The organism is Acetobacter sp. DsW_54 (genome assembly GCF_002153575.1).
Classification (GTDB): Bacteria; Pseudomonadota; Alphaproteobacteria; order Acetobacterales; family Acetobacteraceae; genus Acetobacter; species Acetobacter fabarum.
In genome coordinates, this window is the sequence record NZ_JOPD01000009.1 from 1 (window position 1) to 13,462 (window position 13,462).

Here is a 13,462-nt window from a genome sequence, read left to right on the forward strand (position 1 = left end):
AAAAGCCAGAAATTACCCGCCAAGCACATCAATCAACGGTTCTTCGATCCCTCCAGATGTTATACGGCTTCCAAGACAGCATAAAGCCGCAGGCCATGCCAAAAAGATAAAAAAGAACGGGCTTATGGGTCTCTGAAAAATATGCTTTGAGCAGAATGTAAATGGTAATGGCGAGAGAAAACACAGTAAACGGAAAATCGTAATATACCTTGCCGCTCAAATAGTACCAGATCCCGCAGGATGATACGAATATACAGACAATTACGGAATTAACGTTTTTACCAATATACTTGAATGCCAGAGAGTTAACTGCAAAAAAACCGGATGCCATAAAGAGCATGCTGGCTATAATAAATGAGCTGGCTGGGTAATGCGCAATAAGCGATGAGATTTTGACAAATAAGGTCGAAAACCCGTCTTTGCTAAAATGCCCAAAATTATGCTGGAACCCGGAATACAACTCAAAGTCCGGAACATAATAATGGAATCTATAAAACACGCATAATAATAAAAAATACAGAAATGTTAAAACAGTTACATTTCTTTGCATATAATTCTGCACAATATTATACCTTTGTTTTATCGTAATTATCCATTGATCCAGACAGCTTTCCAATAAGCTTCATGATACCAGAAAAAATGAATGCTTTTTTTGTCGGGACATACGTGCCTTCTGGCGTTTTTTCGAGAAATTTGGCCATCTGTGCATCGTGGATCCGCTTTTGGAAAACAGAATCTGCAAACTGTTTCTGAAAAACATCTTCCTGAATTGCGCCATTCTCTACGGCGTAAAACACCAGATGGTAGGAGATGGACCTGTCGATAAAGACCGGCCCAAAAACCGAAAACGTAAACAGGACAAAAAAGCCGATCACGGCCACAAGAAAATTTTCAAATGATGATTTAATAAAAGAATATTTTTTGACAAAATAAACCATCCCGATCGGAATCAGGGCAGACAAAACAGTGGACACAAAAAAGATGCTCAAACCAAACAAATAACTTTCACATCTCATTAATATTAAATAAGAAAAGACTAACGCGGCACAATAGGCCGTGAAAAAATAAAGCGTTTTTCTAAATGGCATTTTAATTCCAATCAATATTTTATATTGATAATAGCCTCGGCCAGTAGCAGCAACATGCTATGTTGTCTAGCTCTTACGGTTTGACGTGTAAGAGAGGCAACCCGCAAAGCACCTTACAGCACGCGGGCCCTTAACGGGCAGTCTGCACGTATCCAGCGCATGCCTGCACCAGCCCGCGCGCTGTGGATAAGGGCCGTTCCGTTGCGCGCCAGAGTGCCACACTCAAACGGCCTCATACAAAACCAAACCTGAGATGACCGACCTAGTCCAGCGCACCCTTACCCGGCTGCCATGTTGCAGCCCATGTGCGCAGGGCCGCCCCCATCTGCTCCAGCACCGGGCCAAGCGTGCGCTCCTGCGCGCGAAAAATGCGCATGGTGGGGTACCAGGGGGAGGTTTCCCCCGCATCTCCCCACCGCCAGCATCCATCCCACCGGCTGAGCAGCCACACCGGTTTGCCCAGTGCGCCCGCCAGATGCACGACCGATGTATCGACCGAAATCACAAGGTCCAGATTTTCAATCAGGGCGGCGGTGTCGGCCATGTCGTGCGCATGGTCCATAACGTCGCACACCGGCTGGCCGTGCCAAGCAGCAAGGTCCTCCCGGCGGGGGCCAAGCTGGAGGTTGACCAGTGTGGCGTCCACCGGGGTAATGGCGGCCAGCATCTGCCCCGCTGTTGTGGAGCGGCGCTGGTCGGTTAGCACATCCATGGCTTTTGTGCGCCGCCCTCCGGACCACACAAGGCCAATACGGGGCCGCCGCGCAGGCAGCAGTTCCGCCAGACGCGCACAATCGGCTGGCACCGTGCCTAGGTAAGGCACCTGCGCGGGAATATCGGCCAGTGTTTCCAGCCCCATGACAAAGGGCAGGTCGGGAATGGGCAGAATGGCATCGTACCCATCCTGCGGAGCAAAAGCCTGCTCCGTCACTACCCGGACCTGCGGGAAGGCAAGGCTGAGCAAGCGGGTAAGTGTTGTGGGCACCACCAGCGTAACCCGCGCCCCCTGCGCCACAACCATGGGCAGGTAACGGATGAACTGGAGCGTATCGCCCAGCCCCTGCTCCTGATAGAAAATCAGGTTTCTGCCCTGCAGGGGGTCCCCTTTTTGCAGGCGTGGCAGGGACAGGTACCAACTGACCGTATCCTGCACCAGTCCGGCACGGGCAAAGTAATAGGGTGCGCCTTCTTTAAAATGCCCGGTTTTGAACAGGGCCACCGCATACCCCATGCCCGTGCTGGCATTATGGGGGTCGGCTTCCAGCGCTTTTCTGTACCAGCCCAGTGCTTCTTCCGACCGGTTCAGGCGTTGCAGCACACAGCCCATATTGTTGAGCAGCGCGGTCGTGACCGGTTTTTTATCCCTGAACCACGCGTCCAGCACCATAAACCCTTCCTGCGCGTAGCCCGCATCCAGCAGGGCCACCACCAGATGCTCGCATGCATCCTGATGCAGTTCTGGGTGCTGCTGCATGATCTCGGCAAAAATGCGCAGGCCAGCGGCAACATCCCCTTTGGTGACCAGCGCCGTGGCTAAAAAGACCTTGAGCTGGGCCATATGGGGCAGGGCAATCAGCACCTTGCCCAGAATGGCCACAATAATATCGTAGCGCATGGTGTAGGTGGCCAGCACATCGGCTGCAGCCAGCAGCAGGGGCAGGTTGTCCTGATGCGCGGCAATAACGTCCAGCACAAGGCGTTCGCCCGCAACATACTGCTGCACATCAAAGATCAGCGTTGCCAGACTTTTAAGCCCTTCGGGGGTGGGGTTCTGCAACAGGGCCTGTCTGGCCTCCCACAGCCCTTCCACGGTCATGCCTTTGGGCAACCTTATGGCGGGGGCTTGTGCTGGCTGTTCCATTGGCTGGTCCTTTGTTTTCTCCACGGGCGTCGCCAGTGCGTCTAGGGCGTGGGGTGGGTGGCGTGCCATGTGGCCACCCATGTTTGCAGGGCCTCACCCATCTGGCGCAGCACGGGAGCAAAGGAGCGCTCCTGCGGGCGGAAAATACGCATGGTGGGGTACCATGCCGTGGTTTCCCCACTATCCAGCCACCGCCAGCAGGCATCCCACCGGCTGAGCAGCCACACCGGCTTGCCCAGTGCGCCCGCCAGATGCAGGACAGACGTATCAACCGAAATTACAAGGTCCAGACTGGCTATGATCGCGGCGGTATCGGCCATGTCCGTTACGCTGTCCATCAGGTCACAGACCGGCTGGCCATGCCATTCCGCCATATCCTCCCGCGGGCTGCCAAGCTGGAGGCTGACCAGCGTTGCATTCACCGGGGTCAGGGCGCCTGCCATAACAGGCAGCGTGCTGGAGCGGAGCTGGTTGGCCATGACATCCTGCGCGGATGTCCGCCTGTCCCCCGACCAGACCAGACCAATACGCGGCCCGGCTGCTGGCAGCAGGGCGGCAAAGCGCGCCACGTCCTGCGGGTCCGCGCGCAGATAGGGCATTGTATCGGGAATATCCGCCGTGCTCTGCATCCGGGTGACATAGGGCAGGTTAGGGATGGGCAGGGCGTAATCATACCGCTCATCCAGCCCGAACTGCACCGCGTCACGCACGATCAGGTCCGGGTAGGACTGGCTGATCAGCCGCACAAGGGCGCTCCCCACAGCCACAGTCACCCGTGCGCCGCGCGCGACCAGAGCCGGGGCAAAGCGGATGAACTGGAGCGTATCACCCAGCCCCTGTTCCTGAAACAGCACAACCGTTTTGCCCGCCACATCGTTATCGGGTTGCAGGCGGGGGAACTGGGCAAACCATTTTGTAACCGATGTCAGCTTATGAGCGCGCTGGGCAAACAGCTCCCACCCTTTGGCGTAATGGCCTGCCTTGAGCGTGGCAATGGCCGCACCAAGCTGGATGCCCTCATCATGCGGGGCCAGACGCAGGGCCTGCTCGTACCATGGCAGGGCTTCCCCCGCGCGGTTGAGGCAGCCCAGCGCACACCCCACGGCATTATACAGTGCGGGTTGCCCGGGCTCCTGCTGCACGGCAAACAAAAGGATGTTCAACGCTTCCATCGGGTAGCCCATGCGCAGGAAAACCTGCGCAATCTGCACCGTGGCTGCCACACGCTGGCTGGGATAGAGCTTGATGATGTCCGAAAACAGCGCCGTGCCCCCCGCGAGGTCCCCGTTCACAATCAGGGCCTGCGCGAGCATGATCTTGATGGCGGGGTTATCAGGCTCAAGCAGCATGGCCTTGCGCAGCAGCGCCACGGCAATATCGTAACGGAAAACATGGGTGCTCAGCACAAAGGCGGCAACCAGCAGGTAAGCGACGTTATCGGGCTCACGCCGCACCATTTCCAGCGACAGTTTAACCGCCTCCCCCGCCAGTTCGGCCCGGCACAGCTCCTCGCAGAGCTGGCCGACACTCATGGGCGTGGGATTTTGCAAAACGGCATCTTTGCGGGCCACCAGTTTTTGCATATTGGCTTTTTCAGGTTCCCAAGTCGCTTTCATGTCGCCTTATCTGCATCCTGTGGTCATGGTCGGTGATCTTACCATACCGCCCCGACTTAACCATACCCAACCCGCCGCAATACCCATGGTGGAAGGGGCCGTACGGGCAGAACCATTTTCTGGCCTTGAATTACACTTGATGATAACTGTAATGGCAGGGCACAGGCATGGCTTTGCAGGGCGCTGTCCGGTTCAGGTGCGCAGCAGGATGGACCGTCACACACTCCGCCGCAGGCCGTGCTGCCCGAAACACAAAAGGAAACGTGGTTCTTGGATACTGCCGATGGCAACTCGGTCAAAAAAGCCGCCGCAGGTAAACTGGCGGACAAGACCGCAGCCGCGCGCCTGAGGTTTGCATCGGGCTCGCGCCTGCTGACCCATGCGGCAGGCACCCTGCGCAATGGCGGGTGGAAAGCCCTGCCCTGGCGTGCCGCCGTTCCGGGGACCGATATCGGGCTGGCACTGGGCGTGGTGCTTTTGCTGTCCATCCTTATCCTGCCGCTGCCCACCTTTATTCTGGATATGGGGTTGTCCATCTCCATCACCTCCTCGGTGCTGGTGCTGATGGTGGCGCTGTTCCTTGAACGCCCGCTGGATTTTACCTCCTTCCCCACCCTTTTGCTGCTCACCACCCTTTTGCGCCTCTCGCTGGAAATTGCGACCACGCGCCTGATCCTCAGCCATGGCAGCGAAGGCCCCTATGCCGCAGGCCATGTTGTGGCGGCCTTTGGCGGGTTCCTTATGGGCGGAGATGTGGTGATCGGGGGGATCATCTTCTGTATCCTGCTGGTCGTGAACTTCATGGTCATTACCAAAGGGTCCGGGCGCATTGCGGAAGTGGCGGCCCGCTTCTTCCTCGACTCCATTCCCGGCAAGCAGATGGCCATTGACGCGGATCTGGCCTCCGGCGCGATCAACGAGCGCTCCGCCCGTGCCAAGCGCAAGGAGCTGGAGGAAGAAAGCGCGTTTTACGGCTCCATGGATGGTGCCGCCAAGTTTGTGCGCGGGGATGCCATTGCCAGCATCATCATCACCGCCATCAACATTGTGGGGGGGCTGACCATTGGTGTGCTCCGCCACGGCATGCCGCTCAGCGAAGCCGCAAGCACCTTTACCATGCTGACTGTGGGTGATGGCCTTGTCTCCCAGATTCCGGCGCTGCTGGTCTCCACCGCCGCCGGTATTGTGGTGACCAAAGGCGGCACGGATGGCACGGCGGACGTTATTCTGGCCCGCCAGCTCAGTGGCAACGCCAAGCCGCTTGGTGTGGCGGCCGCGCTGTCTGCCCTGTTTGCCCTTATGCCCGGCCTGCCCGCCTTCCCCTTTCTGGCCATTGCAGTGGCGGCTGGCACGGGTGCCTGGCTGCGCAGCCGCGCCCCCGCCGCCGACAGCGATGGGGACGTGACCGAAATTGCCCCACAGGCTGCCGCCACCCCCATTTCCGACATTCTCAAGCTCGACCTGCTCCGCCTTGAACTGGGCTTTGGCCTGCTGCCCCTGACAGGGGGCGACACCCCCCAGCTTGCCGAGCAGATCAAGGCGCTGCGCCGCTCGGTTGCAACCGAAATGGGCTTTGTCACCCCGCCTGTGCGCATTCAGGACAACATCCACCTGCCATCGGAAAAATACGTCATCAAGCTCAAGGAGATCGAGATCGCCTCGGGCGAGGTCCGGCCCCACAAGCTGCTGGCCATGACCCCATCTGGTGGCGCGCCCCCCGTGGCGGGCGAAAAAACAACCGAACCCGCCTTTGGCCTGCCCGCAGTGTGGATAGACCCTGCGCAAAAGACCAAAGCCATGGCCATGAACTGCACCGTGGTGGACCCGGCCAGCGTGATTGTCACCCATCTGAGCGAGATGGTGCGCAGCAACCTGCCGGACCTGCTGACCTATGTGGCCACACAGGCCCTGCTGGACGACATGCCGCGTGAACAGCAGAAGCTGGTCAACGACCTTATTCCCTCGCAGGTGCCGCTCAGCACCGTGCAGCGCGTGTTGCAGGCCCTGCTGGCCGAGCGTGTTTCCATCCGTGACCTGCCCACCATTCTGGAAAGCATTCAGGAAGCCTGCGGCATGGGCCTGCGCGGCATTGGTCCGCTGGCCAACCATGTGCGCATGCGCCTGTCCCGCCAGATCTGCAACGCGCTGGTCGGGCCGGGGGGGTATATTCCCATTGTAACCCTTTCCCCCAAATGGGAATCGGATTTTATGGCGCATATTACCGGCCCGGCAGAAGACCGTAAGCTGGCCATGCCGCCTTCCATGCTCAATGTTTTTGTGGGAAAACTGCGCGATACATTTAACGCCCTTTCCACAAACGGCGAAATTCCGGTTATTGTTGTCGCCTCCCCTGTAAGAGATTCCATGCACGCCATTGTCGAACGGGTACGTCCTTCCATTTCCGTTCTGTCACAAGCTGAGATATACCCACGTGCCCGGATCAAGACGGTTGCGACCATATCGTGACAGTCCGCCAGAAGACCGCACCATGGGAGTAGAATATGCAGGATAGTCCCTCCGACACCGCAAGCCAGAAGGTTGCGGAGCGCCGTCAGGGAAACACGCGGGAGGAATCAGCCGTGCCGGAACAGGCCACGGATGACAGCACAACCGCGACCAATGGCGTGGCCCTGCCGGTCAGCCACCTGACGGTAGAGGACATTCTGCGCTGGCATTCCGTGCCGCAGCCACTCATTCAGGCTCTTGCCGGCAAAACACTGGCCGACGGGCTGAGCAATGTGCTCTCCTTTGGCACCCTGCCCGATGCCACACAGACCCCCCTTGCCTTTGGCGGGGCATCGGGGTCGGGCAAAACACTGGTGCTGGCCAAGCTGGCCGCACGCTACATTCTGGCCGAAGAGCACAAGGACCGCCCGCCGCCGCTGATTATTGCGTGCGACCATACAGCGGGCAGCTTTGCCAAGCTCTCGGCCCTGCTCCAGCCGTATAATATTCCCATCATTCAGGGTAACTCGCCCGAAATACTGGCCGATGCCGTGCTCCACAAGGAGCCGGGGCAGCCTATTCTGGTCGATCTTCCGGGCATTTGCGTCTATTCCCCCGTCAGCATGGGCAGAATGATGCAGATGGTCGAACGCGTTGGCGCAACGCTCAGCCTGGTATTGCCTGCCGGGCTGGATGCCGAGGAATCGGCCGATATTGGCTACGCCTTTGCCCAGCAGGGCGCCACCACCATGGTTGCCAGCAAAATGGATCAGGCTGGCCGGGTGGGGGGCATTATTGCCGCAGCCGCCTGTGGCTTAACCCTGACCTATGGCAGTTGCTCCTCCAGCATTGTGGGGGGGCTGGTGCCCCTTAACGCGCCCATTCTGGCAAACCGCCTGCTCACCCTGCCCTCCTGAACACCGGAGGGCAGACCACGGGGCAGAACCACCGGGCACAGGCCGCTACATACTGTGTGGCCTCCCCGCTCCGCCTCCCCTGCCTGTGCAACTCCGGGCCGTTTGCAGGCAAAACCGTAGCCAGCCACAACAGGTTTTTCCGCACACCCGCAGCCCATCCCCCTTACGCTGCACGCAGGCACGCAGGCACAATAACTGCATGGGCGGCGGAACCTTCCTGGAAAAATCCTGATCGTTCCAGCCTCTTTTACAATCCTTCATCATCAGGCCACCACACCTGCTCCCCCATACACCGGCGCTCCATGCAGGTGGTTTAAGAATGGCTTTTGCGCACAGAGTCTTTTAATATCCGGTGCAATTGGAGAGCCCCGGCATGACCTTAAAAAAAATCCTTACGTCCTGTGATATTTATTTAAAAAAAATCTCTCTGGCGCTCTGCGTTTTACTTCCCTTTTTTCAATTACGCGGCCGCGCCATAGCGGATCTGAGCATCCTGTTTATTGCAATAAGCTTTTTGCTATACTGCATTTTTGAAAAACATTACCGCTGCCTCCTGCGTGGGTGGTTCCCTTACGCTCTGGGCCTGTGGGGAGTTATTGTTGCCTCCTCCGCAATCAACGGGTCCACACATGCCGTTCTGGAGGCCATAGCGCTCCTGCGTTATTTTGTTTTTGCCAAAGCGCTGGAAGAATGGCTGCTGGACAGCACGCAAAAACAGCAATTACTGGGCCTGTGCGTAACACTGGCCGGGGTGTGGATTATCTGCCTGTGCTGGGAGCAGTATCTGGTTGGGGTGAACCCGTGGGGCTACCCGCGCTGGCAGGATGGTGCTCTTACAGGGCCATTTTTTAAGCCACGGGCCGGGCCACCGCTCGCCATCATCATGTTTCCCGGCTTGATGATCTACCCCATGCGTATGGTGCAGAAAAAGGAACTGGCCCAGAAGCTGGCAGGGCTGGCCCTTATGTCCTTTTTACTGCTGACCATGGTCATGATCGGGCAAAGAATGCCTGCACTGCTGGTGTTTTTTGGATTTTTCCTGTGCGCCATGCTCATTAAAACCACACGGGTCATGGTGCTGCTGGCAACACTATCCGGTTTTGTGGCACTGGCCCTTCTGCCGTTTATCTCCCCTCCGTCCTACGACAAGCTGGTTCTGCGCTTTTTTGAGCAGCTCGGGCATTTTTCGCAGTCCCCCTACGGCCAGCTTTATATTCGTGCGCTCAACATGGTTCATGCACACCCGTTGCTGGGGCTGGGGTATAACGGTTTTCGAGCCCATTGCGGCGAGACAACCTATGTATACGGTATCCCGCAATTTGCTCACATGGTTGCCGGGCAGGACATAGGCGCGGGGTGCACCATTCATCCACACAACACCTATCTGGAAATCGCCACCACAGCGGGGCTTTCCGGGCTGTTCCTGTTTGTATGTGTGGTGCTGCTGTGGTTGAAAAAACTGCTGCTGGCAGCCCTTGCAAGCCGGGACCTTATGCAGGCCATGCTTTTTATTACGGTATGCATGCTGTTCTGGCCGCTTGCTTCGACCAGTTCCCTGTTTACGGAACGCACGGCAGGGTGGGTCTTTTTAATGGTCGGGTGGGGGCTGGCCCGTGCGCGGCTCCTTGGCCGTGCACACGCCCCACAAGCCGGGGCATAAACCGCACAACCCGCTACGTGGCGTAAGCAGGGCTTACGCCAGCACGGGCAGTATGAGCGTTAAAACAGGTCCACTTCGCCCGAATGGCTGTCCGTTTCCGCCTGCACACCATGACGGAGCACCTGAATAACATGGCAGAGCTTAACGCCCTGGCTCAGAACACCAACATCCAGCGGCTGTGTTTCGGTCTGCCCGTAAGAGGCCACCAGATTTTTGAGCACGGTGGAGACGGCCTCTACCGTTTGTGTGGCGGAATCCAGCCGTTGCAGGGCCTGCACATCCGCATCACTCAGCGGGGCGGCGGCCATGTTTTCGCCTACCACGCGCTGCACACCCGTAAAATCCTGATAAGTCTCATCCAGCAGTTCTACCAGATGGTCCATCACATCGCGCATACTGCGTTCGGTCCCGGCTGCACCATGGGGCAAAGGGGGCACCACATCCATGTTCTTCATCCTCTCCGGCCCGGCTTTTAAAACAGCTCGACCTCGGAACTGGCTTCTCTAGCCCATTTCCGCTCTGCTTCAGCCTCACGCCGGCTGTAGGCGACTTCCTGCTTGCCAATACCCTGTACGTCCTGCACCAGATTCTGCTGTGCACGGCCCGTTGTTGGCCAGAACCGAATACGCCGGGCCAATGTGCCGCCCAAGCTCTGGGACACGCAGCGGATACCTTCATCCACCAGATAATGGGTTACAAAACGAATATTTTCCTGCCCGATGCGGCCCAGACTAGGCACTACGGCCGCACCGCCAAAAACCTTGCACACCAGCCGGCTACGCTGCCCCCCGGCCTTGAGCAGACCGTTGACCAGCATTTCCATGGAGTTCACGCCAAACCGCATGGCGGTGCCGGATTCACTCGCTCCCCCCTCTGGCAGCAAAAAATGATTAATGCCACCAACACGTGCAAGCGGGTCAAACATGCAGACCGAAACACAGGAGCCAAGCAGTGTTGCAAAAACCACTGACGGATCGCCAGAAATTTCTACTTCTCCCTGAATAACCGTTTTAACTACGGAGTGGTCGTTCACTTGATAGGCCCGAACACCTTTTCCAGAACCTCACGCAGCTTGGCTACGGTGTAAGGTTTGGCAAGGAAGTTGTTAACACCAGCCTTGACCGCTTCCTGCACCAGATCCTTGCTGGCCTCGCCGGTCAGGATGATGAACGCCACTTTCTGGATTTTCGGGTTGCTCCGCACGGCGCGCAGCAGGGCCAGACCATCCATAACCGGCATGTTAAAGTCGGAAATCACCAGATGCGTGGGGTTCTGGTCCAGATATTCCAAAGCTTCCTTACCATCCTTGCGCTGGGCAATGTTGGTAAAGCCGATTTCGGCCATGCTGTTAGCCAGAACCTGACGGATAGAGGCCTGGTCATCTACGATCAGGGCCTTGATTTGTGAAGCGGCAGGCATTTGTCTCCCCCTTATTCCTAGTCTCAATTCCAGCCATCAAAGACCGGCAGCGGATAAACAGGGCGGTTAAGAGCCGCCCTTTTTGAAGTTAGCGCGCGTGAATGGCCATGGCGGCAGAGCTGATCTGGCGCAATGGCACAACCTGACAGGCCGCGCCAATTTCCGCCGCAACCCGTGGCATTCCATAAACAACTGCGGACGTTTTGTCCTGCGCGATTGTATAGGCCCCGGCCTGCCGCATGTTCAGCAGCCCTTCGGCCCCATCCCGCCCCATGCCGGTCAGGATGATCCCCAGCGCATTGCGCCCGGCATGTTTGGCAACAGACTTGAACAGCACATCCACCGACGGGCAGTGCCCGCTAACGGGTGCACCGCTGATCAGCCGCGTTATGTATTTGCCGCCGCTGTTATCAATCACAAGGTGCCGGTCCCCGCCGGGGGCAATCCGGACCATGCCGGGTTGCAGCACCTCTCCATCCTGCGCCTCGGCAATGGAGAGCGCGGGCATGGACTGGTTAAGCCGGTTTGCAAAGCTGGCCGTAAACAGCGGGGGCATATGCTGGCAGATAACAACCGGCGGGCTCTTTTGCGGGAACCCCGAAAGCACTTCTTCCAGCGCTTCTACCCCACCGGTGGATGAGCCAATGGCCACAAGGTCCACCGAGTTGCCCCACGTGGTCTGCGCGTGGCTGACCGGGGCCGAAGGTGTGCGCCGCTGAATGCGTGAAACCGGCTGAGAGCGGGCCGCCAGCACAACCAGCCGCCCAAGGCCTGCAAATGCATCTTCCCCCGGTGCCACGTTGTGTTTGGGGTAGCAGTCAAACGCCCCCATCTGGAGCGCCGTAATGGCCGTATCCGCTCCCTTGGCTGTCAGGCTGGACACCATGACAACGGGGATGGGGCGCATCCGCATGATTTTTTCCAGAAACTGCAGGCCGTTCATCCCCGGCATTTCCACGTCCAGGGTAATCACGTCCGGCTGGTCTTTAATAATCAGGTCGCGGGCTTCCAGCGGGTTTGCCGCTTCACCACAGACTTCAATATCAGGGTTCTGTGCAAAGGAACGCTTGATCAGCGCGCGGATCGTGCGTGAATCATCAACAATCAGAACTTTTACTGGCTGGGCCATTAATCAGCTTGCTTTCCGGTAAATGGTCGGAGCCACCTGCTCCAGGCCGCACTGGCGGGGATTGGCCACTTTTTCGGAATGACCAACATACAGGAACCCACCGCTTTCCAGCTTGTCGGCCAGACGGCCCCACAGGCGCTCCCGCGTGGGTTCATCAAAATAAATCACGACGTTCCGGCAGAAAATAACCGAAAATTGCCCCCGCATCGGCCAGTCGGCATTCAGGTTGAGCACCTTGAACACCGGAAGCGAGCGGATATTGCCGACAAAGGTCAGGTTTCCCCGGTCATCGGCCTGCATGAACTGGTTTTTCTGGGTCGTGGAAATCCCATCCGTCTCGCTGGCAACGTAGGTTCCCGCAGCAGCCTGCGCCACCACGTTGGAATTGATGTCCGTTGCCAGAATACGCATGTCATACGATGCGGCCTCTGGAAAAGCCGACAGAACAGACATGGCGATGCTCCACGGCTCCGGGCCAGTGGAACATGCGGCAGACCATATGCGCCCACGCCCGCCACTACGCAGCTTGGCTGCAAGTGCTGGCATGACATTCTGCTCCATATGCACAAAATGCGGCCGCTCACGGAAAAAGCTGGTGACGTTGGTTGTTAACGCACAGACCAGCTTTTCCATTTCCGCCCGGCCAGAAGGGCTTTGCACATAGTTAAGGTAAGCGTGGAAGCTCTCCATCCCGCTTTCGCGCACACGGCGGGAAACGCGTGAATACACCAGCGTACTTTTGGAATCGGGTATAAAAATCCCGGCTTCCTGCTTGGCAATCCGCCGCACCATCTGGAAGTCGGCGTCCGTATACTCCGGTTCGGCAGTAGAACGCGCGTCAACCATCAGGACGTCATCCCGCCTACCAACTGGCCGACCACAACTTCCAGCCGGAGCACGCCAATCATGCGGTCCGCAATCATGACCAGACCGCTCAGGCTGCTATCTTCCTCCGCCACGGCCTGAATATCGGCCAGATTAACGTCAGCCATGTCGATCACCCGGTCCACCAGCAGGCCACACACGGTGCCATTGCGGGATTCCACAATAATCACCACGCGGCGCGGGTTGTCGGGCTGCGGTTCCACGTTCAGGTACACCGCAAGGTCGATCACGGTCAGGATAATGCCGCGCAGGTTGATTGCACCGCACACATAATGCGGGGCAAACGGCAGGGCTGTTGTTTTTTCAAACCCACGAATTTCGCGCACGCTCAGGATAGGAATACAATATTCCTGATCACCCACCGCAAACACGATCATCTTGACAAGTTTGGCGTCCGCGCCGGCTTCGTCCGTCATATCCATTTTCCTACTCAAATACAGAT

12 protein-coding genes are annotated in these 13,462 nt (G+C 57.8%); 3 read left to right on the top strand and 9 right to left on the bottom strand.

The genetic code is table 11. The features are described from left to right. Positions 1-566: 566 nt before the first annotated feature. The 3 genes from HK20_RS05410 to HK20_RS05420 form a co-directional block, all read right to left on the bottom strand. Positions 567-974: a hypothetical protein gene (locus HK20_RS05410; RefSeq protein ID WP_143296455.1), complete on the bottom strand. Its 408-nt coding sequence runs from the start codon at positions 972-974 to the stop codon at positions 567-569. A gap of 376 nt (positions 975-1,350) precedes the next feature. Continuing rightward, positions 1,351-2,949, bottom strand: coding sequence for a tetratricopeptide repeat protein (locus HK20_RS05415; RefSeq protein ID WP_233129089.1), 1,599 nt, complete (start codon positions 2,947-2,949; stop codon positions 1,351-1,353). Positions 2,950-2,990: 41 nt separating this feature from the next. Then, positions 2,991-4,565 carry a tetratricopeptide repeat protein gene (locus tag HK20_RS05420; protein WP_143296456.1) on the bottom strand — a complete coding sequence of 525 codons (1,575 nt, stop codon included), beginning with the start codon at positions 4,563-4,565 and terminating at the stop codon, positions 2,991-2,993. A gap of 270 nt (positions 4,566-4,835) precedes the next feature. On the opposite strand from HK20_RS05420, the gene flhA reads away from it, so the two are divergent. From flhA to HK20_RS05435, 3 genes are all read left to right on the top strand, one after another. After that, positions 4,836-7,031: a flagellar biosynthesis protein FlhA gene (gene flhA, locus HK20_RS05425; protein ID WP_086646173.1), complete on the top strand. Its 2,196-nt coding sequence runs from the start codon at positions 4,836-4,838 to the stop codon at positions 7,029-7,031. A 35-nt stretch (positions 7,032-7,066) separates the two neighbouring features. Beyond that, entirely contained in the window at positions 7,067-7,927 is an 861-nt protein-coding gene (locus tag HK20_RS05430) for a hypothetical protein (protein WP_086646077.1), read from the top strand. 373 nt (positions 7,928-8,300) lie between these two features. After that, positions 8,301-9,587, top strand: coding sequence for an O-antigen ligase (locus HK20_RS05435; RefSeq protein WP_086646078.1), 1,287 nt, complete (start codon positions 8,301-8,303; stop codon positions 9,585-9,587). A gap of 59 nt (positions 9,588-9,646) precedes the next feature. On the opposite strand, the gene HK20_RS05440 is transcribed toward HK20_RS05435, so the two are convergent. The 6 genes from HK20_RS05440 to HK20_RS05465 all read right to left on the bottom strand — a co-directional run bounded on the left by HK20_RS05440 (position 9,647) and on the right by HK20_RS05465 (position 13,436). After that, entirely contained in the window at positions 9,647-10,033 is a 387-nt protein-coding gene (locus HK20_RS05440; RefSeq protein WP_143221947.1) for a hypothetical protein, read from the bottom strand. A 26-nt stretch (positions 10,034-10,059) separates the two neighbouring features. Then, positions 10,060-10,620 carry a chemotaxis protein CheD gene (locus HK20_RS05445; protein ID WP_233129090.1) on the bottom strand — a complete coding sequence of 187 codons (561 nt, stop codon included), beginning with the start codon at positions 10,618-10,620 and terminating at the stop codon, positions 10,060-10,062. Beyond that, a complete protein-coding gene (locus HK20_RS05450; protein WP_025828767.1) occupies positions 10,617-11,006 on the bottom strand; it encodes a response regulator in 390 nt (129 codons plus the stop codon). Before HK20_RS05450 ends, HK20_RS05445 begins: the two co-directional genes overlap by 4 nt. A gap of 88 nt (positions 11,007-11,094) precedes the next feature. Next, positions 11,095-12,135 carry a chemotaxis response regulator protein-glutamate methylesterase gene (locus tag HK20_RS05455; protein ID WP_086646080.1) on the bottom strand — a complete coding sequence of 347 codons (1,041 nt, stop codon included), beginning with the start codon at positions 12,133-12,135 and terminating at the stop codon, positions 11,095-11,097. A gap of 3 nt (positions 12,136-12,138) precedes the next feature. Beyond that, complete coding sequence (locus HK20_RS05460) at positions 12,139-12,981, bottom strand: protein-glutamate O-methyltransferase CheR (protein ID WP_086646081.1); 843 nt, start codon at positions 12,979-12,981, stop codon at positions 12,139-12,141. Continuing rightward, complete coding sequence (locus HK20_RS05465) at positions 12,981-13,436, bottom strand: chemotaxis protein CheW (RefSeq protein ID WP_086646175.1); 456 nt, start codon at positions 13,434-13,436, stop codon at positions 12,981-12,983. Before HK20_RS05465 ends, HK20_RS05460 begins: the two co-directional genes overlap by 1 nt. Between the last annotated feature and the right edge of the window lie 26 nt (positions 13,437-13,462).

What these genes read in the sequence shown, in the direction of transcription:
- HK20_RS05415 (WP_233129089.1), bottom strand. Translation starts at nt 2,949, where the DNA reads ATGGAACAGCCAGCACAAGCCCCCGCCATAAGGTTGCCCAAAGGCATG.
- HK20_RS05420 (WP_143296456.1), bottom strand. Translation starts at nt 4,565, where the DNA reads ATGAAAGCGACTTGGGAACCTGAAAAAGCCAATATGCAAAAACTGGTG.
- HK20_RS05430 (WP_086646077.1), top strand. Translation starts at nt 7,067, where the DNA reads ATGCAGGATAGTCCCTCCGACACCGCAAGCCAGAAGGTTGCGGAGCGC.
- HK20_RS05435 (WP_086646078.1), top strand. Translation starts at nt 8,301, where the DNA reads ATGACCTTAAAAAAAATCCTTACGTCCTGTGATATTTATTTAAAAAAA.
- HK20_RS05440 (WP_143221947.1), bottom strand. Translation starts at nt 10,033, where the DNA reads ATGGATGTGGTGCCCCCTTTGCCCCATGGTGCAGCCGGGACCGAACGC.
- HK20_RS05450 (WP_025828767.1), bottom strand. Translation starts at nt 11,006, where the DNA reads ATGCCTGCCGCTTCACAAATCAAGGCCCTGATCGTAGATGACCAGGCC.
- HK20_RS05455 (WP_086646080.1), bottom strand. Translation starts at nt 12,135, where the DNA reads ATGGCCCAGCCAGTAAAAGTTCTGATTGTTGATGATTCACGCACGATC.
- HK20_RS05460 (WP_086646081.1), bottom strand. Translation starts at nt 12,981, where the DNA reads ATGGTTGACGCGCGTTCTACTGCCGAACCGGAGTATACGGACGCCGAC.
- HK20_RS05465 (WP_086646175.1), bottom strand. Translation starts at nt 13,436, where the DNA reads ATGACGGACGAAGCCGGCGCGGACGCCAAACTTGTCAAGATGATCGTG.